Origin of the sequence: uncultured Shimia sp. (genome assembly GCF_947493595.1) — a bacterium.
In the GTDB taxonomy this organism is placed as follows: Bacteria; Pseudomonadota; Alphaproteobacteria; order Rhodobacterales; family Rhodobacteraceae; genus Shimia.
In genome coordinates this window covers 1-25,957 of the sequence record NZ_CANLRL010000009.1, presented here as the reverse complement: position 1 = coordinate 25,957, position 25,957 = coordinate 1, and the positions used below count along the sequence as shown (strand labels likewise).

20 protein-coding genes are annotated in these 25,957 nt (G+C 58.3%); 10 read left to right on the top strand and 10 right to left on the bottom strand.

Annotated features, from left to right (window positions below; all coding sequences use genetic code 11):
* Positions 1–153: 153 nt before the first annotated feature.
* The 4 genes from Q0955_RS17770 to Q0955_RS17755 form a co-directional block, all read right to left on the bottom strand.
* Positions 154–903, bottom strand: coding sequence for a LuxR C-terminal-related transcriptional regulator (locus tag Q0955_RS17770; RefSeq protein ID WP_299427107.1), 750 nt, complete (start codon positions 901–903; stop codon positions 154–156).
* A gap of 116 nt (positions 904–1,019) precedes the next feature.
* Positions 1,020–2,063 (bottom strand): MFS transporter, encoded by a 1,044-nt coding sequence (locus Q0955_RS17765; protein WP_299427104.1) that lies wholly within the window; start codon positions 2,061–2,063, stop codon positions 1,020–1,022.
* A gap of 109 nt (positions 2,064–2,172) precedes the next feature.
* Positions 2,173–2,661, bottom strand: a complete 489-nt coding sequence (locus Q0955_RS17760; RefSeq protein ID WP_299427101.1) for a hypothetical protein — start codon at positions 2,659–2,661, stop codon at positions 2,173–2,175.
* Positions 2,662–2,664: 3 nt separating this feature from the next.
* A complete protein-coding gene (locus Q0955_RS17755; RefSeq protein WP_299427097.1) occupies positions 2,665–5,367 on the bottom strand; it encodes an AsmA family protein in 2,703 nt (900 codons plus the stop codon).
* A gap of 553 nt (positions 5,368–5,920) precedes the next feature.
* Here Q0955_RS17755 and Q0955_RS17750 point away from each other — a divergent pair.
* From Q0955_RS17750 to Q0955_RS17705, 10 genes are all read left to right on the top strand, one after another.
* The gene (locus Q0955_RS17750) at positions 5,921–7,234 is read left to right on the top strand and encodes a serine/threonine-protein kinase (protein WP_299427094.1); all 1,314 of its coding nucleotides are present in this window, start codon (positions 5,921–5,923) and stop codon (positions 7,232–7,234) included.
* A gap of 11 nt (positions 7,235–7,245) precedes the next feature.
* Positions 7,246–8,289: an FHA domain-containing protein gene (locus Q0955_RS17745; protein WP_299427091.1), complete on the top strand. Its 1,044-nt coding sequence runs from the start codon at positions 7,246–7,248 to the stop codon at positions 8,287–8,289.
* A complete protein-coding gene (locus Q0955_RS17740) occupies positions 8,264–9,205 on the top strand; it encodes a protein phosphatase 2C domain-containing protein (protein WP_299427088.1) in 942 nt (313 codons plus the stop codon). The genes Q0955_RS17745 and Q0955_RS17740 overlap by 26 nt, the downstream gene beginning before the upstream one ends.
* Positions 9,205–10,407, top strand: coding sequence for a GTPase domain-containing protein (locus tag Q0955_RS17735; RefSeq protein ID WP_299427085.1), 1,203 nt, complete (start codon positions 9,205–9,207; stop codon positions 10,405–10,407). The genes Q0955_RS17740 and Q0955_RS17735 overlap by 1 nt, the downstream gene beginning before the upstream one ends.
* Positions 10,404–12,485: a dynamin family protein gene (locus tag Q0955_RS17730; protein WP_299427082.1), complete on the top strand. Its 2,082-nt coding sequence runs from the start codon at positions 10,404–10,406 to the stop codon at positions 12,483–12,485. The genes Q0955_RS17735 and Q0955_RS17730 overlap by 4 nt, the downstream gene beginning before the upstream one ends.
* Positions 12,482–13,417 (top strand): dynamin family protein, encoded by a 936-nt coding sequence (locus Q0955_RS17725; RefSeq protein WP_299427079.1) that lies wholly within the window; start codon positions 12,482–12,484, stop codon positions 13,415–13,417. The genes Q0955_RS17730 and Q0955_RS17725 overlap by 4 nt, the downstream gene beginning before the upstream one ends.
* A gap of 62 nt (positions 13,418–13,479) precedes the next feature.
* Complete coding sequence (locus Q0955_RS17720) at positions 13,480–13,842, top strand: hypothetical protein (protein WP_299427076.1); 363 nt, start codon at positions 13,480–13,482, stop codon at positions 13,840–13,842.
* Positions 13,839–14,594, top strand: coding sequence for a hypothetical protein (locus Q0955_RS17715; RefSeq protein WP_299427073.1), 756 nt, complete (start codon positions 13,839–13,841; stop codon positions 14,592–14,594). Before Q0955_RS17720 ends, Q0955_RS17715 begins: the two co-directional genes overlap by 4 nt.
* A gap of 122 nt (positions 14,595–14,716) precedes the next feature.
* On the top strand, positions 14,717–15,445 hold the full coding sequence (locus tag Q0955_RS17710; RefSeq protein ID WP_299427070.1) for a FadR/GntR family transcriptional regulator: 729 nt from the start codon (positions 14,717–14,719) through the stop codon (positions 15,443–15,445).
* Between the two features lie 2 nt (positions 15,446–15,447).
* Complete coding sequence (locus Q0955_RS17705) at positions 15,448–16,374, top strand: sugar kinase (protein WP_299427067.1); 927 nt, start codon at positions 15,448–15,450, stop codon at positions 16,372–16,374.
* Positions 16,375–16,396: 22 nt separating this feature from the next.
* On the opposite strand, the gene Q0955_RS17700 is transcribed toward Q0955_RS17705, so the two are convergent.
* The 6 genes from Q0955_RS17700 to Q0955_RS17675 form a co-directional block, all read right to left on the bottom strand.
* Positions 16,397–17,689, bottom strand: a complete 1,293-nt coding sequence (locus Q0955_RS17700) for an amidohydrolase family protein (RefSeq protein ID WP_299427064.1) — start codon at positions 17,687–17,689, stop codon at positions 16,397–16,399.
* A gap of 8 nt (positions 17,690–17,697) precedes the next feature.
* Entirely contained in the window at positions 17,698–18,639 is a 942-nt protein-coding gene (locus Q0955_RS17695) for an ABC transporter permease (protein WP_299427600.1), read from the bottom strand.
* Entirely contained in the window at positions 18,639–19,715 is a 1,077-nt protein-coding gene (locus tag Q0955_RS17690) for an ABC transporter permease (RefSeq protein ID WP_299427061.1), read from the bottom strand. Before Q0955_RS17690 ends, Q0955_RS17695 begins: the two co-directional genes overlap by 1 nt.
* Positions 19,712–21,205 carry an ABC transporter ATP-binding protein gene (locus Q0955_RS17685; RefSeq protein ID WP_299427058.1) on the bottom strand — a complete coding sequence of 498 codons (1,494 nt, stop codon included), beginning with the start codon at positions 21,203–21,205 and terminating at the stop codon, positions 19,712–19,714. Before Q0955_RS17685 ends, Q0955_RS17690 begins: the two co-directional genes overlap by 4 nt.
* A gap of 65 nt (positions 21,206–21,270) precedes the next feature.
* Positions 21,271–22,263 carry a BMP family protein gene (locus Q0955_RS17680; RefSeq protein ID WP_299427055.1) on the bottom strand — a complete coding sequence of 331 codons (993 nt, stop codon included), beginning with the start codon at positions 22,261–22,263 and terminating at the stop codon, positions 21,271–21,273.
* 924 nt (positions 22,264–23,187) lie between these two features.
* A complete protein-coding gene (locus tag Q0955_RS17675) occupies positions 23,188–25,626 on the bottom strand; it encodes an ATP-binding protein (protein WP_299427052.1) in 2,439 nt (812 codons plus the stop codon).
* Positions 25,627–25,957: the final 331 nt, after the last annotated feature.

The following is a 25,957-nucleotide window of genomic DNA, read 5'->3' as shown; positions in this document are numbered from 1 at the left end:
ATGTCAACGAACCTGTCAAATGCAAAAAAACACCATAAAATCAAACGCATTTTCTGCTGCGGCCATGTTGGAACCGGATACCCACTCACCTTCACTAGGTGTTGTTTTTGCAAACCAATTGGGCTCGGATCAAGTGGCAAACAATTGCCAGTATCAAAGATCCACCAACCCCAGAAGCACCGCCTTGGCCACCGCTTGCGAGGTGTTACGGGCCTTGAGTTTGGCTTTGGCGCTGGCAATCGGCTTGTTCAAAGTGTTTGCGCTGATGCACAGGCGATCGGCAATCTGCACCCGATCCAACCCCAAAGCGGACCAGTAGATGTAATCCTTCTCCCGCCCGGACAGGCGCACCACGCCATCCTTGTGCTGTTCCAGCATGCCGCTGTTGAGCATTTCAGCCACCGCGCGCAGCGATGTTTCATGTTCTTTCCAATAGGCAAAAAACTCAGCATCTGATGTGACGTGCCCGATATGCAGACCAATGCCGGACGACACCGGATTCCGAGAATAATGAGACAACAGAAGGGTTTGCCCCCAAATCATACCCAAATCATTCTCGAACTGATGCAACCGCCGGTTTGCCGGTGTCGCGTCGTAGGTGTCAGGATCATCATTCCAAAAAATCTCTTCCTGACCGCGCAATAACAGTTCGGTGCTGATGTCCTCGTCCAGCAGGCGATCTTTGCCCACCGCCTCTTCCCATTCGGCAACGTAAGAATGACGGAAAAAGCTGGCCTCGGTCATTTTACCGGGGGTTGCCAGCCCGATCATCGGAATAACGCCATAGCCGACACCGTCCACGCCCAGCGTCCCCAATGCCGTCAAGCAGCACTGCCACAACGCGTCGCCATCCTTTGCCTGCTTCAGGTCGCCTGCCAACTGGCCAATCAGATCTAGCTTCATCCGCGAACCTCCCGTTTGTCCGCCCTTGGACCGTTCTGACGCAGCGTGACCACGGCAGTGATCAGCAGGAAGGTGGCAAAAATCAAAGCACAGGACACAAGCAACCCATGTGGATCCTAAATCTGCATAGCGGTGCCATTGATCAGGGGGCCAAGCAGCGCGGCGGCGGCATACACAGTGCCAAACACTGCGTTTGCGGAAATCAGCGCCTGTCCGGAAAAACGATCCCCAACCATGGCCAAGCCCACCACATAAAACGCTCCGGCACATGCGCCCCACAGGGCTATTAGCATCAAGTACGCGATTGGATAGGACATGACACACGGCATGACCAGCGAGCTCGCCACCCCCATAGCCGCGCACCCCGACAAGACAGGCAGTCGCCCCACTTTGTCTGACAGGATGCCTAAAGGCACGGAGCCCAGCAGGTTACCAAGCGCAAAAGCGGTGATTGTGTTAGCCGCGATATCTGCGCCCAACCCGATGCGCAACGTGTAGACGGAAAGCAAGTAAGCAGGCACATCTTCGTACAAACCGTAACAAATCACCGCTGCAATCGCCAAAGGCGTCACCGAAGAAACCAAGCGCAACGACACTGGCGAGGTGGGTTCTGAAGCCATTAGCTGTGCCAAAGGCAGGGCTGCCAACACTACCCCGCCCAACAATAACGGCAAAGCCACTGCGCCGAAGGCCAGCCCTCCAGACGTCCCGAACTGCGGCTGCATGAGACTGCCAGTGGCGATGCCAAACAGAAAACAAAATGCATAAAGACCTATGGTGCGCCCCCGAATTTGACTGGGACTGGTGGCGTTGAGCCAGTATTCTAGCACGCGAAACACCATGCCAAGGCCGCCGCCCAAAGCAAACCGTCCCAGCAACCAGAGGCTGAAGCTTGTAAAATAAGCCAGACAAGTCAGCCCCAGAAGGGCAATCCCAAGAAACGCCAGAAGCAATTGTTTGGTGGAAAACCAGCGATGCAGCTGGGGCAAAAACGGTGTGACAAGCAACCACCCTAGCGCTGGCATTGCTGCGTTGAGACCAATGCGCGCCGCCCCCACACCGCTTTGCTCAAGCAGAATTGCCAAAAGCGGGAACGAGACACCGTACCCAAACGTCAAAAGTAAGACCGTAAAAAACACCGAGATGGTCAGTCTCGTCACAGGTAACACCTTAAACGTCAGGGCAAATCACTACTTACAGATAAGGCCAAAGCTAGTCGCAAACCTGCGCCAGGATCAAGCAGCCCCTAGGTTGAAATTTACACCAACGTCAGTCGCTTTCGTTCTCATCCCGACAGGCCTGGATACTGCTCAGCCCTTTCATGCTACCGGTGAGGTCAATCTCCTCTGACGTTCCGGACCCGCCTTGCACCAGGACTTTGGTGCGTTTGCCAAACTCCTTGGCAAATTCCGGATTGTCAAAAAACGCATAGCCACCCGGCAGGCCATTTTGGAATGCACCTGTGACCGTACCTTGAAAGCGGCTGTCACCGAAGTCGAAGAGAACGCTGCCTTCTGCGCCCTCCTCCACCCCGTCAAAGGCGGCGTTGTAAGCGGCAAAGAAAGCGCCGTTTTGGTCGGGCACCACGCCAATTTGCACCAATGTGCCGCTATCGAAGGTTTTTTCCATATAGCAGCCGTTTCCATTGGCCGGGTTGGTCCGCACGGTCCAATCGCCCACGGTGGCAAACTCCGGATGGGTTTGCGCGAAAGTGGCTGACGGCAGCAGGAGAGAGAGGCAAAGCCAGAGGCGGGTCATAGGTCACTCCGAAGCTTGTTCAAGTTGGAAGATGTCGGGGGTGCAAGGTTTGCGGTTTGCGGGCATTTTGTCCGCCCCATCGGCACGACGGCTGCGCGAGCCACCAACCAGCAGTTTAAACTGCGGATCGGACAATTTACCATTGACCTCAAACGGCCAGGCGCTGCGCGCCAAGGGTTGGCCGACGCGACGCGGTTCAGCCCGGATGGCGATGGCATCTTTCACCCAATCCACCATGCCGCGCACCACCATTTGCACGCTGCGGGTTTCGGCCACCACCTGCGTGAAGGTGACATTGCCCGCGTTGATTTTCACCGGGGCTTTTACGCAGACAATCTCGGTTTGACCTGCGGCAAACTCCTGCGAAAACAGCCAGGGGAAAATGCCGAGACCGGCAAGTTCCAACAGGCTGGTGGCGATGGCCCCGTCGCGCATGTTGAGCGAGGCGCTCCCGGCCATGGAGTTCATGAAGGCTTTGCCGGAGGTGATATTGCCGGTCACATCGACATTGGCTGACAGTTTGCCCCGCGCGGGAATACCAACCTCTAGCGCCTTGAGAATTTCGCCAAAATCCCAGCCGCTGGTGCTGCCCTGAATGCGCGCGCGATCAGGGTTTTCAATGGCATCCATGGAGGCGGTGACCTTGAAAAAACCAGGACCGTAGTAGAGCTCGATGGGGCCTGCTTGAATTTGGCCCTCCTTGGCGATCAGCTCGCTGCTCATCGAGGAGGTACCGGCGTCACCGACAAATTCAGCCAGCTCCAAAGTGATCGCCAGATCCGTTTCGGTGAGGATGCGTTTGAGGCTAAAGACGTTGCTTTCCTTTTCTAGCACCAGAGGCTGGATCGGTGGGCGGCCATCATCCGCCTCTTGGGCTTTGGCCTCCTTCGCGGTTTTGGCGGCCTTGGCGCGTTTATTGAGTTGCACGAGGATTTTGCCGCCTTCACGCAGGTCCACAAGGCGCATACGGTTGCTGAGGATCGCCCCGCGGATCACATTGATCTCCTTGCTGAGATCGAAAGTAAGGTCCGAGGTGAGATCCGTGCCGTCCGCCTGAAAATCAAAGCCAAGTTTGGCTTCTTTGGCCGCCCCCTCAAGGGTAAAGCCGGTCGCGAGCGTCGACACCCCCACGGGTTTCAGGCCCAGCGCAGTCAGGAAAGGTGCGGTGTCTGCAACACCAAATTGCAGGTCCAGCTTCATGCCTGCGAGTTCTTCAATGCTGGCGACCACCACATCTGCGTTTAATGTCCAGAGGTCGGTGTCGACGGTTTGGGCCTTGAGTTCACGCAGGCTCAACTCGCCGTCGTTGTCGTTGATGACAAAGTCCGCTTCCACACCGCCAAATTTCGCGACCTCCTCGGGGGGCAGGTTTTTAAGCAAGAGCTCGGCGGACCCTTGCAGATGGCCGGTCAGATCCACAAAGGCGAGGTTGAAGACATCGCCAATATCCCCTTCGGCGGTCAGATAGGGCGCGTCCTCTGGCCCTGCCTGAAGCGCGATGTCGCGTAAGCCTAGGGTTTTCTGCTCTGATCGATAGACATTGCCGATGGAGATGGGGCCTACGCGGTCGAGGCCCTGCTCAAAGGCGTTGGTCTGGATGAGCAATTCCTCAAAGGTCAACCGCTCCCCGGTGTTGACCACATGCGCCTGAATTTCGGTGAGTTTAAGGTCTTTCAGGCTGTTGGCATCTGCAGGCGGCTGCCCTTCCGGATGCAGGCGGGCGTCCATTTGGAAGTCAAATCCAGCGCGGGTGAAAAGGTTGTCAACATCGCCGGTCACGGTCACGTTTTGGCCTTTGCTCAGATCCAGTGTGGTTTGTAGGTTTTCCAGGGTCAGCAGTTGCGGCGCGCTGGTGACGTCCACCGACAGAGTGCCCACGCCTTCAAGGCTGCGGGCGAGGCCAAGCACTTCAAATACATCACCAATTTGACCGGTAGTGAGCTCGAGACGCGCGGTATAGCCTTGCGCGCTGTCGGGCAGTCGGGCGCCATTGTAGCTCAGCGAGATGTCGCCAAACTCCAGTTGATTGGTGAACGGCGCGCTGTCGGGAAATTTGCCGTCCCAAGTGAAAGCCTCGCCGTTGAGCGTGCCAGCGCCGGTGACGGAGGCGAGTTGGCCGTCCTGAAGCTGCTCCAACAGGATTTTCTCCAGCGCAAAAATAAACTCAAAACCGCTTTTCTCATCAATCGAGGCAAGACCAATGTTGGTGAAAGATACTGTGCGGTCACTGAGGAAGGTGATGATCGAGGGATCGGGCAGATCGTCCGTTGCGGCGCTGTCTACAGTTGATGTGGTTTCTGACGCTTCTGCCGCGTCTTCCCGCGCAACCTTGGTCCAACTGGTGGTGCCATCGGCCTTGGTGATCATGTTCACCTGCAGCCCGTCAATGGTCAGATTGTCTATGTCGATGCGGCGGTCCAGCAAGGCGGGCAGATCCAATTCCCATTCCAACAGGTCCAGCCGAGCCAGATTTATGTCGGTAATGTTCTCGCTGGGTATGCTGGCTCCGGAGACGTGCACTTTGGTGGTGCCTGCCAGGACAACGCGCACGTCGCCGTCAATCAGGAAAGGCTGGCCGATTTGTTCGGTTAAAAGATCCGCGACAAAGTCTTTACGAAAGCCACGGAACAGCGGCGTCGCCAGCGCAGCCCAGATCAGAGCGCCCAGCGCCACGGTGAGCACAATCAGCCCGGTGAAAAATCTCAAAATCCAGCGTTTCAAAGCCTGTCCTTTCGCAGAGTGCTTAGGAAGTCCGTCAATTAGGTGAGCGCCCCTGCCTTTTTGACTGCGCGGTAAAATGGCTGCGCGCGTGAAACAGAGGCTCCGTCAAAGATGTCTGTCTCTACCTTTGCACAGGTTTGGGTGGATTGAGAACAGCTTAGCTAGACAGGACATGTTCAAAGGCGCTGACGGCCGTTGGACGGTGGGACAGCGGAATTGGGCGGGGTTGTTTACCCTTTGTTAAAGCCCTTTGGTCGCGGCATTGGCGTGTTCGGCCGCCACAAAACCGCCGTAACACTTTGTAAATAAAACCACTTTCCAAACACACGATCCCGTTGAGCGACCAAAACACTGCAAACCCCTTCACAATGTCAGGATTCAGCTTCGCCGCTTATTCGCGTCAAACCTGAATGGAGTGCCACACCGCTTGCGCGTTGCTGCCACGATTGGAACACATTTCCTCCACAGCTTAGCCGTGAAGGTGAGAACTTGCTGCCGCATTTCCTCCTGGTCGCATGATAGAGAGGAAGCTGCGTAGATGGATTGCGCTGAGGAAAACGTGACTGTGCTGCCTGCGGGCACCGAGCTTTTGCGCGGGCAGTACCGGATCACGCGCAGTTTGGGCCAAGGGGGATTTGGCCTGACCTACCTCGCGCGCGACAGTCTAAACCGTGTGGTGGTAATCAAAGAGTGTTTTCCCGAGCAGATTTGCCACCGAGTGGGTGCGCAGGTGGTGCCGTCCGGGCCAGAAAGCGCGCCGTTTTTTGCGTCGGTTTTGGAGCAGTTTCAGGCCGAGGCACATCAGTTGGCCGAATTGGACCACCCGCGCATCGTCGGTGTACATCAGACGTTTGCCGAAAACGGCACGGCCTATACGGCGATGGATTTTGTCGAAGGTGTGGACCTGCATGAACTGGTCGACCACGCGCCGGGGCGGCTGACGCCGACTTTGGTGAACAAGCTGCTGCGGCAGGTTTTGGACGCGCTGAGCTATTTACATGACCGGGGCGTGCTGCACCGGGATGTGGCGCCGGACAACCTGATCCTGAGCGCCAATGGCGACGTGACGCTGATTGACTTTGGCGCGGCTTATTCCTCCGGGGAAGCCGAGGGCGGGCAAAGCCAGCGCATGTTGGCGGTGAAAGACGGCTATTCGCCGCCAGAGTTCTATTGCGCCGACGGGGTGCAAGGCGCCTATAGCGATCTGTATTCGATGGGAGCGCTGTGTCATTTGGTCTTTACCGGCGAGGCGCCACCGGACGCGCAGACACGGCTGGAAACCGTGGATGCAGGGCGGATGGACCCCTATGTGCCGCTGGAGTCGACGGATTTTGAAATTGATATCCGCCTCAAACTGGCCACGGATCGGGCGCTGGCCTTGGAACCCAAAGACCGGTTGCGCTGTGCAGATGACTGGCTGGCGGTAATGGATGGGCCCATTCCCAAGCCGCTCGCTGTGTTTGATCCGGCGGTGATTGGTGTGATCGAAGAGCTTGTGAGCAAGACCAACAAGGTGCTGACACCGGGGTTGCCGAAGGCGTTGCAAAAGCCACTCAAAGTACTGGAAGAGGCGCGGCAGGTGCCGCCCCCACCCAAGCAGTACGTCGATATTTTTGGCGATCCGATTGACGACGTTGAGGCCTATCTCAAGGAGCAGGATCGCCTGTGCAAGGCGCGTGCCAGAACGCCAACGCGGCTGTTGCAGCAGGGCGATTTCCTGCGCCGGCCCAGCTCGGAGGGGCCGGAAGCGCCTGCGCCCCCCAAGCCGGATGGCGAAAGCCTACTCCACAAATTCCGTGACCGGTTGAAGGGTGACCGGTCAAACCCCAACACCCGTCTATTTCTAATATGAAGGGACATCCCATGCGGTTCATTCGCGATATTATTGCTGAGAAATCCCAATCGGCTGGTCAGGCCGACAGCACAGCGTTGCGCTATCCGTTGCGATTGCGGGAGCAGGACCGTGCGGATGTGGCCGAAGAGCCGACACCAACGGTGCATATCGAGGCAGAACCCGCCCAGCCTGCGCCAGACGCCGCCGCGTTTGTGGCCCCGCAACCACCGGAACCTACAGAGGCGCCAGTGGATTTGTCCGCGATTTCTGCAGCTTTGACCGCGGCTCCTGTAGAAACCCCTGTCGAGTTGGAAATGCCGCAAACAGAGATCCAAAGCGATCCGTTTGGCAATCTGTTTGCAGAGGAGGCGCCGCAAGACGCACTGGTAGAACAGCCATTTGAAGCGCCGCGGATGCTGGAGCCGGAAATGGCGCCCGCCCCACAAGTCGCGGCCCCGCCCCCTGTGGTAGAACCCGTTGCGCCACCGCCAACACAGCCAGAGCCAGCGCAAGTGGAACCTGTCCCTGCGGAGCAGGAAGTGGATCTGGCGGCGTTGCAGGCCAATATGGCGGCCGCTAAGCCAGCGGCGGGGCGTGGATCCAAAGGGCGCGTGAAAACCCGGTTGCTCGGGTTTAGTGCGCCCGCCAGTCAGGCGCATGATCCCATGGCGCAAACCCGCGAAGCGCCGGTGTCGGCGCAGGCGCAGTTCCCTGTCGGCTGGCTGGTGGTCGTGGAAGGCCCCGGCAAAGGCGCATCGTTTTCGCTGCATGACGGATTGACCCAGATCGGGCGTGGGGAAGGCCAGACCGTGCGGTTGGATTTTGGCGACACGACGATTTCGCGTGAGAACCATGCGGCGATTGCGTTTGACGGTGAGCAGCGGCGGTTTTTCTTTGGCCATGGCGGCAAAGCCAATCTTGTGCGGCTGAATGGCCGCCCGGTGTTGAGCACAGAGGATTTGGACAGCAACAGCCTTATTCGAATTGGCGAAACTACATTGCGGTTTGTGGCCCTGTGTGGCGAGGACTTTGCCTGGGGTGACGCGGATGCGGGGCGCAGCGACCTTGGCTGAGCTGAGCTTTGATGTGGCCACCGCGCTCTCTCTGGGCGCGCGGGAGAGGCAGGAGGACACCGTGGTGGCCGACTTCCCGCTGGGGGCGCCGATGGGATTTGCGGTGCTGTCGGACGGCATGGGCGGGCATTCCTGCGGAGACGTGGCCAGCGGTATCGTGGCGACAGAGTTATTCAGTGAGTTGAAACTGTTGAGCGGCGCGCCGGAGGAAATGGAGCGCAACATCGGGCCCGTTTTGCAGGAGGCCGTGGCAGCGGCCAATAGCTGTATCCAGCTGTATGAGCGGCAGAACTCAGATGCGTCGGGCATGGGGGCCACGGTGGTGGCGCCGGTGATTTTTGGCGCGCGGCTCTATTGGGTCTCTGTCGGGGACTCGCCGCTTTATCTGTGGCGCGCGGGCCGGCTGTATCGGTTGAACGAAGACCACTCCTATGCGGCGCAGATTGATTTGATGCAGGCGCGCGGGTTGATGGATGCCGATGAGGCGCAGAACCATCCGGATCGCAGCGCGCTGATCTCGGTTTTGGCGGGGGCGGAGATTGCCAAGGTGGATTGCCGCGCCGAGCCGATGACGTTGCAAGCTGGGGATATTGTTCTGGCGGCCAGTGACGGGCTTCACACCTTGGCTGACGAAACGGTGGCGGAGGTTTTGCAAGAGAGTGCAAAAGCCACTGGTCAGGAGATTAGCGCGGCGTTGCTTGCAGCCGTGCGCGCGGCGGGCTGTCCGGAGCAGGACAACCTGTCGCTGTGCGTGATCAAGGCGGTGCATCGGGCAGAGGCACAAGAGGCCAAACCAGCACCGTCGCCGCAACCGGCGCGCCCGCGCGCCACCGGAGAGGTCGTGCAAATCGATCGACGGGCGCATCGCGGCACGGTGCGCACCATTGTCAGCCTAACGCGAAAGGTCGGGAAGTGATGCAGACACAACCAGAGCAGATCGTTGGGCAATTGCACTCCGCATTGGCGAGCGGACATGTGCCACGGCGTCAAAAGGCCTTTGGCGAAGAGATCCTTACCCACCTGACTGAGGCGGTGCGTGTGGTGGTTCTGGGCCGTTCGGGCAGCGGGAAAACCAGCCTGATCAATATGATGCTGGGTGGCGATGTGATCCAACCGCCGCAAGACGTACCGATTGTTGAGGTGGTCTACGGCGCAAGTACGCAGGCCACAGTGACCTGGGCGGATGGGGCGACGGAAACAGTAACAGTTCATGCGCTGGACGATCGGACGCGAGGCGCGGCGCGGGTTACATATGAGGTGCCAATCGACAGCCTGAAAACACAGGCGTTTGTGGAAGTGATGCAACCCAATGATCCCGCGGCGCAACAGGCGTTGATGCAAACGGCCTTGCAGGAAGGCCAAGTGTTTGTCTGGTGCAGCGAAGGGTTTGATGCTTCGGAACACGCCATTTGGGACACGGTGCCGGATGCCATTAAGGACCACAGTTTTCTGGCCCTGACCAAGGCGGACCGGCATATCATGACCGGCGGGTTGGCGGACCAGTTGGCCGCGCTGGAAGAGAGCGCGGTGGAGGCGTTTCTGGGACTGCATCCGGTGGCCACGTTGCACGCGCTCAAGGCGCGGGCGGGCGGTGAGGCGCAACAGGAGTTGTGGGCAGCATCTGGTGGCCAAGAATTGGTCGAGGCGGTTGAGGCGCAGGCGCGCAAGGGGCGGGCGGCGGACTTGGACCAGGCGCGGTTGCTGTTGGCGCAGTTAGGAGAAGTTGTGGAAGCCGCGGGCGACGACGTGCCCCCTGCCCCGCAGCAAACACCTGTGTCGAGCAAGCCAACTTTGGGCAGCGAAACCGCGCTGATGGATCAGTTGCAAACGCTGCTGCAAACGGCGGCGCAGGAGATGTTGTCCGACTTAGATGCGGGAAAAATCCCCAATGCGGATGGGTTGTTGTCGCGCTGTGCCGACACTGTGCGGGCTTTGACCTCGGTGTTGGACGCAGAAGCAGGACAGGATCCGGCGGCGACGGATTTGCTGGATGACGCCCGCGACGGGGAAGACACGTTGATGTTGTTGCAGGTCGAGCAGAGCCCGACGGCGGCGGAGGACGGGATCATCCTGTTGTTACAACTCCGCAAAGAAATAGGCGCGAGGGCACAGGCATGAACATGCAAATTCGGCAAGAGAGCAAGCCCGAGGTGCGCACATCGCGGCGGATTTCCAACCTGCGCACAGGGTTGGAAGGTCTGGGACAACTGGGGCAGGATCTGGACGAGTTGGATCATCTGTTGGCGCAACTGTCACAGGTGGCTGGCAAAAATTCCGCCAAAACCGTGGAGCGCCTGCGCAAGGATGTGGCGGGGTTTGAGCCCACCATCACCGTGCTTGGGCAGGTGAAATCTGGCAAAACCACTTTGGTGAACGCGATGGCTGGCTGGGCGGATTTGCTGCCGTCAGATGTGAACCCCTGGACCTCTGTGGTTACCTCGCTGCACCTGAAACCGGCGTCGCGTCCGGCGGAAACCGGGGCCAGCTTTCAGTTTATGACCGAGGACAATTGGGACCGGTTGTTGAACCAAGGCGGGCGGATTGGCGAGATGGCCAGCCGCGCCGGTGCGGAAAGCGAGTTGGCCAAGATTGGCGAACAGATCGAGAAGGTGCGCGCCAAAGCGCAGAAACGGCTGGGCAAGAAATTTGATCTGTTGCTGGGGGAGATCCACAACTACGGCTATTTCGACAAGAACCTGTTGGAGCGCTACATCGTTCTGGGCGACGATTTTGGCGAGGCGGACAGCGAGCAAGGACGGTTTGCGGATATTCTGTCCTCGGCGGATCTAACGCTGAACTGTGACACCGTGCCGGTGCCGCTGTGCCTGCGAGACACGCCCGGTGTGAACGACACGTTCATGATGCGCGAACAGGTGACCATTCAGGCGCTGCGCAGCAGTAAGATCTGTGTCGTGGTTCTGTCAGCCGGTCAGGCGCTGACCTCGGTGGACATGGGGCTGATCCGGCTGATTTCGAACCTGAAGTCGCGCAATGTGCTGATCTTTGTGAACCGGATTGATGAACTGCCGGACCCGGCCAATCAGGTGCCCGAGATTGAAGCCAGCATCCGCCAGACATTACACAACAAACAAGGGCCGGAGGATGCCGAGATCCTGTTTGGCAGCGCCTATTGGGCCAACAAAGCGCTGAGCGGTAATATTGAAGGCATGCCGGAGGTGGCCAGCAAGGCCTTGTTTGATTGGGCAGAAATTGCGCTGGACCAGCAACATGGACAAATGCAACCGCATGAAATGGTGTGGGAGCTGTCCGGTATGGGACACTTGTACCGTGCGCTGTCGGAGCGGGTGATCGAAGAGCAAGGGCAGCAGCTTTTGCAAAAGACCACCAACGCCGCGCTGACGGTTGCAACCAGCGAGTTGGCGGCAGGCATGGTGCAGATCGGAGCCAAACAAGGCGGCAACGCTAACCTGTCGACCTATGATGCCCTCAAAGAATTTCGCAGCATCGCGGCGTTTCACCATCAGACCTTTGCAGAAGAGTTGGATGCTGCCATAGCAGACTATCACACCCGCGCGGATCGGGCGCATGCGAAGTTCATTGACCGGGCGTTGCGGTCGTTGCTGACGCATTTAGAGAACTACGGCAAAGACATTGTCTGGGACTACGATCCGGTGGGGCTGCGCATGTTGCTGCGCACCGCCTATTCGGCCTTTGGCGCGCGGGTGCGCAACTTGGCGCAGGCGCGGTTTGAGGCGGCGATGACGGATGTGGCGATGCTCTATGCCAACACCTACGGGCACGCGGTGGAGGGTATCCAGATGGCCCCCCCTGCCCTACCCGACCTGCCCGCCCCGATTGCGCTGGGACAGACCATCGCGCTGGATTTCAACGACGGCTGGTGGATTTCCTGGTGGAACCGCATTCGCGGCTTCAACGCATTTTCCAAGCGCTTCCAGAACCTGATCGCGCGGGAAACCGAGGATTTCATGTTGCAGTCCAAAGGCATTCAGACCGAGCAGGTTCGGGCGCTCGCAACCAGCTGTTTGCGCGAGTTCTTTGAGCAGCATGACGAAATCATGCAGGACATCAGCGCCGCGCCGCAAAGCGCGGAGATCGAGAAGCTATTCCAAAGCGGCGAGGAAGGTCAGAAGCGCGCCCAGCTGGACGCGCTGACCACGCAGTTTGACGCACTATTGCAAAGTACCATGGTTGAGGCAGGAGGGAGCTCCCAATGACCGCTCAGGATGTAGAAATTGTGGCCCAGCAGGCATTGCGCAAACCGCGCATTGCCCTAATGGGGGAGTTCAGCGCCGGCAAAAGCACGTTGATGAACCTTTTGTTGGGCTGTGACCCAATGCCGGTGCGCATTACCGCCACGCGGGTGCCGCCGGTCTGGGTGAGCCATGGCGCGCGCGGGGCAACCTTGGTGCGTGACGACGGCTCGGAGGCGGCGTTTGACGGGGCAGATATTTGTGAGGCTCCGATGGCGGGCTGTGAATTGATCCGGTTTTCGATGGATTCCGACATTCTCAACCTGTGCGACCTGATTGATATTCCCGGGATTTCCGACCCTAACCTGAAGCATGAGACCTGGTTATCGCTGATGGATGAGGTGGATTGCGTGATCTGGTGCACCCACGCAACGCAGGCCTGGCGACAGTCCGAGGCAGCATTATGGGAGCAGGTGTCCCAACAGATCAAAGGGCCAAACCACTTGGTTGTGACGCAGTTTGACAAGCTGCGCTCCGAGCGGGACCGCGCGCGGGTTTTGGCGCGGCTTGAGGCGGAGGCTGGCGACGCATTTGATGCAATTGTCCCGATTGCTACGCTGGAGGCGATCAACGCAGGCATGGATGAAACCGCCTGGCGCAACAGCGGCGGGGCGGCTTTGATTGAACGCATGGTGGCAATGCTAGTGGGAGAGGCCGAGGCAATGGCCGCTGCGCAAGATGATGTTAACGCGCCCGCCGTACAAGATACAGAAGCAGATTTGCCCGAAGCAATAACGGCACCGGCCGCATCACCTGAGGTGTCCTGCGCCAAAAATGATGGGCCAAAAGTGATGCCCCGACGGGTGCGCCCAAAGGCACCCAATCCGGTGCGACCTTCGAGTGAAGAGTTACTAGACATGCCGCTGCACGCCCTTGGCGTTGGTGGTGATATTTGAGGTGATCTCTTGCCTAAGTTGAAGGCCAGTGGAGATCGCGTAACGTTGGAGGACAGCGATCTGTGACGGTTGCAGACTGCCTAGATGCCCTACGATCCGACATTCCCGGCTGTCAGGTGGCAGCATTCGGGGATGTGGCCGCGCATCTGATCCTCAAAGCGTCCCATGACAAGGCGATGCCCCGGGAAAGGCTGGATAACCTCTGTGCCGAAGCGGCACGGTGTTTTGTGGCGACCGAGAGCTTAGGGGATCCAAAGGCCACCACTCAAGACAGCATTGTGCTGACCGCGCAAGACATGCGGATCTATGTCCGGGCGCAGGGCCGTGTGGATTTCATTTGTCTGCTCTGTCCCTTGGACTGCGATCCCCAACTTGTTGTTCCCAAAGGCATAGCCGCGCTGACCAAAATGGCGGGGGACGCGTGATCGCGCCGCGCAAAGATATCCTTACCGCCTCAGACACCGAGGTGGCGGACGCACGCGCAGCTATGCGGCGGCTGACAGCGCCGATGACGCCGGCCTATGGCACGTGGCGCAACTTTCATTCTGCGGCGGAGGCCGTGCTGGCCGTCATTAGCGAAATTGGCGAGGTGGTGCTGGCGCGAACAATTGCTGTGTCCGCGCAGGACTGCGACGCCGCGCTGCTGCTGACCATCAGCAACCGGCACTTGGTGGCGCTAGAGGGGATTTCTCTGGATGCCAGTAATGCCGAAGCGCAAGACGTCGTAGCAGCGATTGAGCGGGCGCTGGATGGCGCCAAAAGCCTGCGGTTTGACATTGCCGCGCGGACGCCTGAGATGCCAAGCTCGGCCCGATCATGGTCCTGTCAGGCATTGTTGGAGACGCTGGAAGCGCCGCACGAGAATACGGTCACGCCTGCCATTATTGCAGATGTGAAGGCGCTGTCTGTTGCCTGGCTTGAGGCGGAGGTCGGTGTGGAAGCTGGCCCGGATGCGGCGCTGCGGGCGTTGCACCATATGGCCAAAGCCCGTGGGAATTTTGTGGGGCAAGTGGACCAGTTCCGGCAAGATCGCCCCCACTTGGCACTGTTTTCCATGACAGAGCAGATATTTGCCGTCGAAGTCAGTTGGCAAGGGAACTTGCTGCTGGCGATCTGCGAGGCATCCACGCGGGAAGATCTGCTCGCGATGTGGCGCGGCTTGGTCGCAGAGACGTAATCCAGGCAATTTCCGGCGACTAAATGTATTGGCTTAACGGCTGTGTACTTGCGAGAACCCCCAACCTGTATTACAGGTATATAGCTTAGAGATTCCTGTTGCCCGCCGAGACCCGAAACATCATGCAGAGCCCGCTCGACACATTGGACCGCCGCCCGCTGTACGCGCAGGTGGCCGAGGGCATTGCCGCGATGATCAAGGATGCGGGGCTTGCGCCAGGTGATGATTTGCCGTCTGAAGCGGAGCTTTGCGAACGCGCTGGCGTGAGCCGTGTTGTGGTGCGCGGTGCCTTGGCGCAGTTGGCCGGCGCAGGCCTCATCAAGATTTCCAACGGGCGGCGGGCGCAGGTGATGTCGCTGGATGGCAATGTGTTGACCGCATCGTTGAGCCAAGGACTGGCCACGGCGCAATTCAGCGTTTTGCAGGCTTTGGAAGTGCGCAATGGCATTGAGGCCAGTACCGCCGCTTTGGCTGCGCAAAACCGGAGTGACGCGGATTGTGCCCGGCTCTCGACACTGTGTGATCAGATGCAGGACGCCTTGGAGGATGCCGACAGTTTTGCCGAGCTTGACTATCGCTTTCATCTTGCGGTGGCCGAGGCCACGGGCAACCCGCTTTACGTCTACATCGTGCAGTCGCTGCGCGAGGTGATCGAAACCTCGGTGAGTGCTGGGCGGTTGGCGCAGCCCAGGTCCAAGGACCAACAGCGTATTCTGTCCGACCATCGCCGCATTCAACACGCAATTGCCAATGCAGATGCCACCGCCGCAACCATGGCGATGAAAGACCACTTTGCCGCCGCCAACACTGCGCTTGTGCAGGACGCGGCGCCTCAAATTACTGGATCCTGAAAATGTCCCATCCCGCCCCCAAACCGCTCGACATCCTGTGCTTTGGCGAACCGATGTTTGAGTTTTCCTTTGTGGACGCGGACACCATTCGTCCTGGCATCGGTGGCGATGTGTCCAACACCGCCGTTGCCGCCGCGCGGGCCGGAGCACGAGCCGGGATGTTGACCCATCTGGGATCGGACAATTTTGCGGAGCGTATTCTGCAGCTTTACGCGGATGAAGGCATTGATGCCTCCCGCGTGGTGCAATCGCAGACGGCTCCGACCGGACTGTACTTCATCGACTACGGACCAGACGGGCATCGGTTTTCCTATCGGCGCGCTGGATCAGCAGCGAGCTTGGTCGGGCCGGAGGATTTGTCGCCCGAAATGTTTGAAGGCGTGGGCGTGCTGCATATCAGCGGGATCACCCAGGCGATTTCCGCGTCCTCCTGTGCGGCCACAGTGCGTGCGGCAGAACTCGCCCAAGCGGCGGGGGCGCGGGTGTCGTTTGACACCAACCTGCGCCTGAACCTGTGGTCAGCAGAGGACGCGCGTCAGGCGCTGAAACAAATCTCGCCGCTGGTCGATATTGTGTTCCCAAGTCTTGAGGATGCGGAAGCGCTGTTTGGAACGTCTGGTGTTGATGAAATTTGCCAGCGGTTCCTTGCGGAAGGCGCAGCACTGGTCGTGCTGACGCTTGGTGAGGACGGCGCGGTGGTGGCGGATGCCAACGGGCAAGTGGCCGTGGCACCGTGCAAGGCCGCTCTGGTGGATGCGACCGGCGCAGGCGACACGTTTGATGGCAGTTTTCTGGCGGAATATGCGCGCACCTCTGATGCCGTGACGGCGGCGCAGTTTGCCTGTGCGGCGGCATCGCTTTCGGTGGAAAACGTCGGCGCGGTGAAGTCTATTCCAAAGCTGGACGCCATTCGCGCGCGGCAGGGGTAAACCGCCGCGCCGGGGAATGGATTTAAGTGGGCGATTTGGGTGCGTAGTCTGCCGGGTCCAAGCTCTCCGGACGCCCCGGAAGCGATAGGTTGCTGACCGAAAGCTGTTTTCGAGCAATCACTTTGCCTTTGCGGATCACGGCGAGGCGGTCAGCACGCAGGCGGATGGCCTCGATCTTGTCGCGCGCTTGCAGCAGCACAAGATTGGCGGCGCAGCCTTTGGCAATGCCATAGCCTTCCAGCCCCATGATGTTTGCCGAGTTTTGCGTGACCGCGTCAAAGCACCAGGCCATGTCCTCGCGGCTGGACAGCTGGCCGACGTGCAGGCCCATGAAGGCCACATCCAGCATGTCAGCCGTGCCCATGGAGTACCACGGGTCCATCACGCAATCAGAGCCAAAGCCCACAGTGATGCCGGCGTCCCGCAGCTCGCGCACGCGGGTTTGGCCGCGCCGTTTGGGATAGGTATCGTGCCGCCCTTGCAGCATGATGTTAATCAGTGGATTGGGAATGGCATACACGCCCGCTTCGACCATCAGCGGGATCAGCTTGGAAACGTAGTAGTTGTCCATCGAGTGCATGGAGGTCAGGTGTGAGCCAGCAACCCGTCCCTGCAATCCCAGCCGCTGTGTTTCATAGGCAAGCGTTTCGATGTGGCGGCTGTGCGGATCGTCACTTTCATCACAATGCATGTCGACCATTAAGCCGCGGTCCGCAGCGATTTCACAAAGCTGGCGCACAGAGTTTGCACCGTCCGCCATGGTGCGCTCAAAATGCGGGATGCCTCCAACCACATCGACGCCCATATCCAGCGCGCGCAGGGTGTTGGCCATCGCAGTTGGATCACGCAGAACACCGTCTTGCGGGAAGGCCACCAGTTGCAGATCGATGTAGTCTTTGACCTGTTCACGCACCTCAAGGAGCGCATCAACGCCTTTCAACTCATCATCGCAAGTGTCCACATGGCTGCGGATCGCGCCCAGCCCCATGGAGACCGCCAGATCGCAATAGCGCAGCGCCCGTTGGATGATGTCATCGACACTTTGTACTGGTTTGAGTTCGCCCCAGAGCGCGATGCCTTCGAGCAGCGTGCCGGAGACATTCATGCGCGGCGTGCCCAGCGACAGCGTGGCGTCCATGTGGAAATGCGGGTCCACAAAGGGGGGCGACACGAGGTAGCCGCTGGCGTTGACAACCTCGGCTGCCTCCGCTGTGATGCCAGCTTCAACAGCGGTGATCACGCCGTTTTGGCAGGCGATGTCCACACCGGTGCGCCCGTCAGGCAGGGTCGCGTTTTTGATGATCAGATCAAACATGAAAAATCCTAGCGTTGGCCTTTGAACCACGGCGTCAGAAGTGCGCGCGGATAGTCGGCTTTTCGGGCCGCCACCACAAGCGCGATGATCGACAGGATGTAGGGTGCCATCAGGAAAACCTGCCCCGGCAGCAAGGCACCCACTTCGGTTTGCAAGCGCACTTGCAGCGCGTCAAAGGCGCCGAACAAGAGCGCGCCCAGCAGGGCTTTGCCCGGCTTCCAGCTGGCAAAAATCACCAGGGCGATGCAGACCCAGCCGCGTCCGTTCACCATGCCAAAGAAGAAGGCGTCAAAGGCCGACATTGTCAGGAAGGCACCGCCAAGTGCCATCAGGGCAGAGCCTGCCACCACGGCCCCAATACGCAGCCCGTAGACCGAGAGGCCTTGGGCGTCGACGCTGTCAGGGTTGTCGCCCACAGCTTGCAGGGCGACGCCCAAAGGAGTGCGGTTGAGCACATACCAGACCAGCCCCACCATCAGGATCGCCAGCCATGTGAGCGCGGTTTGTTGAAACAGCACCGGCCCCAGAAACGGCAGGTCCGAGAGCAGCGGCACGTCGAGCGGCTGAAACGGCTCAATGCGCGGCGGGGAAGACACGTTGGGCAGTGCGGTGCGATAGGTGAAGTAGCTGACCGAGGTGGCAAACATCGTCACCCCAAGCCCGGACACGTGTTGAGACAGGCCCAATGGCACGGTCAGAATTGCATGGATCAGACCAAAGAAAGCCCCCGCGAGCGCAGCCACCAACACGCCGCCCCAGAGGCCCGCGCCCAACCAGACGGCCATCCATCCGGCCATGGCCCCGGCGGCAAAGATGCCTTCGATACCGAGGTTAAGTACGCCGGTTTTCTCGCAGAGCAAGGCCCCAAGCACGCCAAAGATCAGCGGTGTGGCGATGCGCAGGGAGGCGGCCCAGAAGCTTTCGCTGAGCAGGATTTGCAGAATGTCCATCATGCCTGCTCTCCTTTGGGCGTTTTCACCAAAGCGATGCGGTAGCGGGCGAAGAAGCCGCCAATCAGCACGCAGAGCAGCGACATGGAGACCACGAGATCCGCCAGATAGGACGACACGCCCATGGCGCGGCTCATGCTGTCGGCACCGACAAACACGCTGGCGATGAAGACCGCGGACATAACCACCCCAACCGGCGAGAGGCCAGCGAGCATGGCGACCACAATGCCGGTGTAGCCAAAACCGGGGCTGAGGTCGGCTGTGAGATAACCTTTGAGGCCAGCCACTTCGCTCACACCGGCCATACCGGCCAAAGCGCCGGAAACAATGGCGACGCTCATCAGGGAGCGGTTGACGCGGATACCGGCATGTTTGGCGGCTGCGGCGTTTTCTCCCACTGCGCGCAGTTTGAAACCCCAGACCGAACGCGCCAGCATGAATTGTGCCACGCCAGCACAGACCAGCGCTATGATCAGGCCGGAATGCACGCGCATACGATCCATCAATGGGGGCAACATGCCTTGGTCCAAAATCGGTGGGCTTTGCGGCCAGCCAAGGCCCATGGGGTCTTTGAGAGGGCCTTCGAGCATCATTTGCAGGAAGATAAGGATCACGAAGTTCAACAAGAGCGTGGTCACCACCTCATCCGCGCCAAAGCGGGATTTGAGCACAGTAGGCACCGCCATACCAACGGCCCCTGCCGCGCAGCCAAAGAGCACGATCAGCGGGATCAGCACAAAGCTGGGGGCGTCGATGGCTCCCGCCCCGATAGCCACGGCAGCCATGGCACCAAGGTAGAGCTGTCCTTCAGCCCCGATGTTCCAGAGTTTGGCCCGGAAAGCGAGCGCGGCGGCGAGACCGGTGAAAATCAATGGCGTGGCGCGGGTCAACATTTCGGTGAAAGCAAAGGTGGAGCCAAACACACCTTTGAACATTTCCTGATAGGCGGTGGTTACATTGGCCCCGGCAAATGCGAGCGGCAGAGCCGCCAAAGCCAGCGCCACAAAGGCGGAAAGCACCGGGATGCCCAACGTCATCAGGCGTGAGGAAGACTGTCTGGGTTCGATGCGGATCATGTCAGTTCTCCCGCCATCATCAGGCCAATGTGTTCGCGATCGCGGCTATTTGCTTCGATTAGGGCGCCGTCGTGGATCACCATGATGCGGTCCGCGAGGCTCAACACCTCATCGAGGTCTTCGGAAATCAGCACGATGCCTGCGCCACGAGTGCGGGCCTCCAGCAAGCGGCGAGCCACTTCGGCGGCAGCCCCCATGTCGAGGCCGCGCGTCGGTTGGTTGGCGAGGATCAGCTTGGGGTTTTGCTCAAACACCCGCGCCAGGATCAGTTTTTGGATGTTGCCGCCGGACAGAAGCCGCGCACGGGCGGTCACGCCGGGGCCGCGCACGTCATAGTCGGCTGCCAGCCGATCGGCGTTGGCGCGAATGGCATCGCGTTTCAGCAGGCCATTGGCCTGTACCCCCGGCTCATCCAGCCGTTCGATAACCATGTTTTCGGCCACGCTCATCGCGCCGACGATGCCGTCATGGTGGCGGTCTTCCGGGATACGGCCGACCCCGGCGTGGATCATCTTGCGCGGGGTTGGATTAGCGATGGCCGTTTCGTCCACCGTCAGCGTCCCGCCGGTGGGCTGGTTCAAACCGGAGATCACCCCCGCCAGCGCGCTTTGGCCATTGCCAGAGACGCCGGCGATGCCAAGAATTTCATGTTGGTGCACTGTGAGGGTGACATCCTCAAGCGAGTCCCGCTTGGAGCGGCCTGCCACCGACAGGTTTTTCAACTGCAGCACCGGCGCACCCGGCGGCAACTCGCTGCGTGGGGTTTCAGGCGTGTCGGCCCCAACCATCATTCGCGCAATGACACGTTCGTCCGCCTCATCAGTGGCAATCTCACCCACCTTTTCGCCATGGCGCAACACAGCGATGCGGTGGGAAAAGGCCAGAACTTCGCGCAGCTTGTGGGAGATGAAAATCACCGACAACCCTTCGCGGGTCATGGCGACAATGCTGTCAAACAGCGTGTCCGCTTCTTGCGGCGTCAGAACGGCGGTGGGTTCATCCAACACCAGAATGCGCACATCGCGATAAAGCGCTTTGAGGATTTCGACCCGCTGGCGTTCGCCCACGCTCATCTTGCCCACGGGCACGTCAAGCTGTGCCTGAAGGCCAGTGTGTTCCATGATCCGCGCGATCTTGGCGCGGGCACCTACGCGGTCGCGTTTGAGCATCCGCAAAGGCTCGGAGCCCAGCACGATGTTATCAAGTGCATTGAGGTTTTCGGCCAGCGTGAAGTGCTGGTGGACCATGCCAATACCGGCGGCCAAAGCCGCTTGTGGATGGCCCAGCATAAGAGGGTGCAAGGCGCCTGCGTCGTCGGCCACATCCACAGTGCCCTCATCGGGCATGTAGTGCCCAAAAAGCATGTTCATCAACGTGGTTTTGCCAGCGCCGTTTTCTCCCAACAGCGCCAGCACCTCGCCGCGGTGCAAGGTCAGATCCACCGCGTTATTTGCCACAACGGAGCCAAACCGCTTGGTCAGCCCGTTCAAAGATAAGACTTTATTCTGTGTCACAATGTGAAAAGGCCGACCCCGAGGATCGGCCTCCCCCCAAATCAGTTGTCAGAGACCGGACGGTCGTCGTTCACGTTCACACGGAACATGCCGCCCATGATGTCGGCCTCTTTGGCGCGCACGGCATCTACCACATCGGCTGGCACCAGTTTGTCATCCAGCACCAGCGAGCCGCCGCCATACTGCATGAAGCTGAACTGCCCGTAATCCGCCGCCTCAAAAGTGCCGCTGGCGACGCTTCCGATGGCTTTGTCGATGGTAGCTTCCATGTGCCACAGGGCGGACGCCAGAACGGTGCCCGGGTAGTCGCCGGAGGTGTCGATCACGTTGCCTATGGCTTTCACGCCCCGCTCCACAGCGGCGTCAGACACGCCAAAGCGCTCCGCGTACATGATGTCCGCGCCCGCATCCATCATCGCAAAGGCGCTTTCCTTGGCTTTGGGTGGATCATACCAGCTGTCGATGAAGTTGACGATGAACTTCACATCCGGGTTCACCTCGCGTGCACCGTCCATGAAGGCATGCATCAGGCGGTTCACCTCTGGAATGGCGTAGCCACCCACCATGCCGATCACGTTGGACTCAGTTGCCTTACCGGCCACCATGCCCGACAGATAGGACGGTTCGTGAATCCAGTTGTCAAACACTGAGAAGTTTGGCGCCACCGCCCCGAATGAGGAGCCCATGAGGAAGGCGGTTTCCGGATAATCCCCGGCCACTTTGCGCGCCGCGCGCTCCAGGCCAAAAACTTCGCCCACAATCAATTGCATGCCCTGTTCGGCATATTCGCGCATCACGCGTTCATAGTCTGTGTTGGCCACGTTTTCGGAAAACACATACTCAATGTCGCCACGCTCGGCAGCTGTATTCAGCGCCAAATGGATGCGGCTGATCCACTGTTGCTCCACCGGCAGCGTGTAAATGGCCGCGACTTTCACAGCCTCGGCAGCGGCAATTCCTGCGGACGCAAGAACGCTTGCCCCCAATGCGGATGCGAGCAGCACCCGACGAGACATCTTTCCAACGATCTTCATAGATAACCCCCTGATTGAACCCCTCCAATCTCGACAACTTTGACCGTTCGATCAATCCATTTGTTTGCAAATGAGTTTTTTACTACAAGATACGGCGACTGTGCGGCAAATATTTAGACACCATGCTGAACGACAAGTCTGGTTCTGAGGAATTCCGGCCTAGCATCTCACACAGAACACTTTTGGTCTTCTGAGAGAGCTGGAAGACTGTGTAACAGGCATACAGATGCCGCGACCAGACATGGTGATACGTCCGTCCTCCTCCAATCGATTGAACACACGTACGGCGGCAGAAGTGCACGGGCCTCGATTTTATGGTGATCACTTGCGAGCTAGGCGCGAAGTTGTGTTACCAACTGCGTTATGCGCGCGAGGGGCTACAAAGGCCGCGGGAGACACAGAACACCCCAAAACTTTTTGTCCCCCTTCTGGTAAAGCGCCAGATCTTCGGAAAACTCCCCACGTGAAAACCCACCGGAAAGCAACGACACGGCGCCGCTGCCAGCAGGCTGCCATAAACTTTGATCATAGAAGCCACATTGGCTGCCGAAGCGAGAAGAAGAACGCATAAAGACTTCAGTGACTGGACCACATATGAACGTGGCCAGCTAAGGACGCTGTCTTGCAAGTCCGCTGATCACGTTCCTGACCTTCTGTTCGGCTACCAATGCATCTTGGCCCTGAACTCAGAAGATACCACGCCCACTTCTTGTTGAAGATCATCAGACAGAGACCTACAGCCTACGTTCGTGTGAACAGCGCCAAGTTTGTGGGCAGAAATCACTCTGAACCCAACCTCCCCAGGTTGCAATTCCGACAATCGCAATTTTGTTCTAATGCCAACGCCGAACTTCAGCGGGCCGAAAAAGAGACCGTCACATTTCGCACGCAAAGGCGATAAACGAACGGAAATCGCCCCTGATCCTAGTGACTGCGGGCATCGAATTCATAAATCGCTTTGCGGCTCAAATAGGAGCAATCGCGAGTGACCGGATGGCTGATCGCCTCAATCAAATCGTTCCGCTTTACAGGTTTTCCAATCACGCCATCAACGCCGGACCTCAGGCACAACTCCACTTGAGTTTTGTGCGTATTCGCCGTCAGCGCAAAGATTTTGCAAGGTGCGAGCCCCAGATCCAGCTCAAGTTTTCGGATGTGCGACGTGGCATCGATTCCGTCCATAACGGGCATTGTCACATCCATAAAAATCGTCGTGGGCCGTAACGCCTTGTACAAATCCAATGCCTCCAACCCGTTGCTGGCAAAATCCACTATGACCCCCACTGTTTCCAATAGTTTTCCGGCCACCAGGCGATTTGTTTTGTTGTCATCGACGACAAGAACCCGTCCTGAACCCAGCGTGTTTTGGCAAGTTTCCAAGCTGGCCGTTTCCTTGCCATAGACGGAACGCCCCAAATCTGTTCTCATTTCGGGATTGAGAACCTGTTCAATTTCTTCACTTCTAACCGGCTTGAGCCACGTCGCCGAAAAATCTACGAGGTCAGTTTCAGCAGATCTGTACCGGAGGGGCGTTGAAACCATCAAGGCATGCGCACAGTGGGCAGACTGTTTGTTGAACACTGCTCCAAAAGCCGTCTCCTTTCGGTCAACGTGATCACCATCCCAGATAACCGTTTGGTATTGACCACCGTAATTCAGAACCTGTTCAGCATTTTCAAACGCAAACACGCGGCAGTTCATCGCCACTAGAGTTCGTTCCAAGACTTCATTTGACTCAGTTCGAGGCCCCACAATGGCCACATCGTAGGTGGGTTCCCGCCCCTGCCGATCGTTTGATTTTGGCCTCGCTCCGGGACAGACTGGCAAATTTAGGCTCACAGTAAAACAAGACCCTTTACCAACACGAGAGCTGACTTCGATCGCGCCTCCCATTTGCTCGGCCAAGGCCTTGGAGATCGCGAGGCCCAAACCGGTCCCCTCAACCGCATTTTCCGTGTCTTGTTGGATTTGCTCATAAGCGGAAAACAACGTGCTCATTTGATCTTTGGGGATCCCTCGCCCGCTGTCCACGATCGCCAAAGACAGCTGAACCGCTCCATCAACAATTTCATAGGCTGCTCGTAAACCGAAATGCCCATTGTCTGTGAACTTTAGAGCGTTCCCGAGGTGATTGAGGAGAACCTGCCGGATGCGCGCGCTGTCACCGATGAAATAAGACGGCATCGTGTGCGGGTATTCAATCCAGAAGTCTAGGTTCTTATCATGTGCCAACGGCTGTATCAGCCCGGCCGCTTCATAAATGGTATCCTTTAAAGAAAACCGCTCATTGGCAAAGGTGAATTTACCTTCGGTCGCTTTGGAATAGTCCAAAATGTCATTTATGATACCTAAGAGGCTGGTCGCCGAGCCTGCAATGGTTTTCAGATAGGACCTCTGTTGCGGGTTCAATGCACTGTGTTGCAACACCTCTGTCATGCCTAGGATGCCATTCATGGGCGTGCGGAGTTCGTGACTCATTCGGGCAAAAAACCTGTCTTTCGCCAGGCCCGCCGCTTTCGCCTCCTCGTTTGCCTTCGCAAGGTCTCCTGCTTTTTGCTCCAACTCTTGCTGATGCTCGTAGTACTGCGTCACATCCGAACGCAAACCAACAAGATCGCCGTTTTCACTTTCAACTTCCTGAATGCGAAGAAATTTGCCACCTGGCAATTTGCGCTCAACGGGCGCTCTCTTTCTGTTTTCACGATCAAGACGTTCCGCCAGCCAAGCGTCCTCTTGCCCTTCTGCTTCAGGATACTGCCCATGTTCGATCCCATAACGCATGATCGATTCAAACGTCGCTCCAACTTTGATTGCTGGCGCAGTATGTTTGTAGAGCTCGGCGTATTTCGCATTAAACGCCACCAACACGTCGTCGCGATCAAACATCGCGAAACCTTCAGGAATTGAGTTCACCGCATGTTCGAAACGAGATTTCACCTTTTCGACCTCACCCTGGGTTGCGTTCAACCGTGCCCGAAGTGTTTCACGTTCGGTTACATCAACAAAGCAACAGAATATGCGTGCGTCGTCAGCCCCAAGTTGGGCAGAAAGTGCAATCTCGAAATCAAACCAACGCGTATCACTGCCGGTGTCTGACACGTTTAGTGCGTTTCTCAACCGGATCGAATCCGTCTTTTTTTCTATCAAGGCTTTCTGCAGAAAATCCGCCGTTTGACTGTTTAGAAAATGCAATGGAGATCTGTTCAGGCATTCACCGTCTGGGCGATGAACCAGTTTGGTACAGGCAGAGTTCATCCAAACCACCTTCGTAGTCGAAAGCCCCCCAGCGCCTTCCAGCGCCAAAACAAAAGCCGGATCTCGCTGGGTCAGCAGAACCGAAGAAAGAAGATCATTTACCGACACCAAATCGTCCTTTCGAACCAATCCTCTAATTCTGTGCAGGAAACCTTAAGGATCTATGAAATGGCATTGATCAGCCCCACCTGAGTGGTCCAGTTTGAATGATCCAGTACTGTTTCCAATTGGGAGTGTAGAGGCCACATCACCGGTCCGAGCAGTGGTTCACTGCTTACTCAGTTTGGGCAATGCTAACCCCAAATTTTTGGAAGCTGCCTTTAAAACGCTCAACCAGAGGGGCCTCCGCGATGTACCGTCTCTGTGCGTCGTCAGAGTTTTTGGAACCAAGGGCGGCCTAAACTAAGAGAGAGTTCGGCTCATCTGGTTGGTTTGATTA

Bases quoted from the DNA above. Each gene is read 5' to 3' on its own strand.
- Q0955_RS17770 (WP_299427107.1), bottom strand. From the start codon at position 903: ATGAAGCTAGATCTGATTGGCCAGTTGGCAGGCGACCTGAAGCAGGCA.
- Q0955_RS17760 (WP_299427101.1), bottom strand. From the start codon at position 2,661: ATGACCCGCCTCTGGCTTTGCCTCTCTCTCCTGCTGCCGTCAGCCACT.
- Q0955_RS17750 (WP_299427094.1), top strand. From the start codon at position 5,921: ATGGATTGCGCTGAGGAAAACGTGACTGTGCTGCCTGCGGGCACCGAG.
- Q0955_RS17745 (WP_299427091.1), top strand. From the start codon at position 7,246: ATGCGGTTCATTCGCGATATTATTGCTGAGAAATCCCAATCGGCTGGT.
- Q0955_RS17740 (WP_299427088.1), top strand. From the start codon at position 8,264: ATGCGGGGCGCAGCGACCTTGGCTGAGCTGAGCTTTGATGTGGCCACC.
- Q0955_RS17735 (WP_299427085.1), top strand. From the start codon at position 9,205: ATGCAGACACAACCAGAGCAGATCGTTGGGCAATTGCACTCCGCATTG.
- Q0955_RS17730 (WP_299427082.1), top strand. From the start codon at position 10,404: ATGAACATGCAAATTCGGCAAGAGAGCAAGCCCGAGGTGCGCACATCG.
- Q0955_RS17725 (WP_299427079.1), top strand. From the start codon at position 12,482: ATGACCGCTCAGGATGTAGAAATTGTGGCCCAGCAGGCATTGCGCAAA.
- Q0955_RS17710 (WP_299427070.1), top strand. From the start codon at position 14,717: ATGCAGAGCCCGCTCGACACATTGGACCGCCGCCCGCTGTACGCGCAG.
- Q0955_RS17705 (WP_299427067.1), top strand. From the start codon at position 15,448: ATGTCCCATCCCGCCCCCAAACCGCTCGACATCCTGTGCTTTGGCGAA.
- Q0955_RS17700 (WP_299427064.1), bottom strand. From the start codon at position 17,689: ATGTTTGATCTGATCATCAAAAACGCGACCCTGCCTGACGGGCGCACC.
- Q0955_RS17695 (WP_299427600.1), bottom strand. From the start codon at position 18,639: ATGGACATTCTGCAAATCCTGCTCAGCGAAAGCTTCTGGGCCGCCTCC.
- Q0955_RS17690 (WP_299427061.1), bottom strand. From the start codon at position 19,715: ATGATCCGCATCGAACCCAGACAGTCTTCCTCACGCCTGATGACGTTG.
- Q0955_RS17680 (WP_299427055.1), bottom strand. From the start codon at position 22,263: ATGAAGATCGTTGGAAAGATGTCTCGTCGGGTGCTGCTCGCATCCGCA.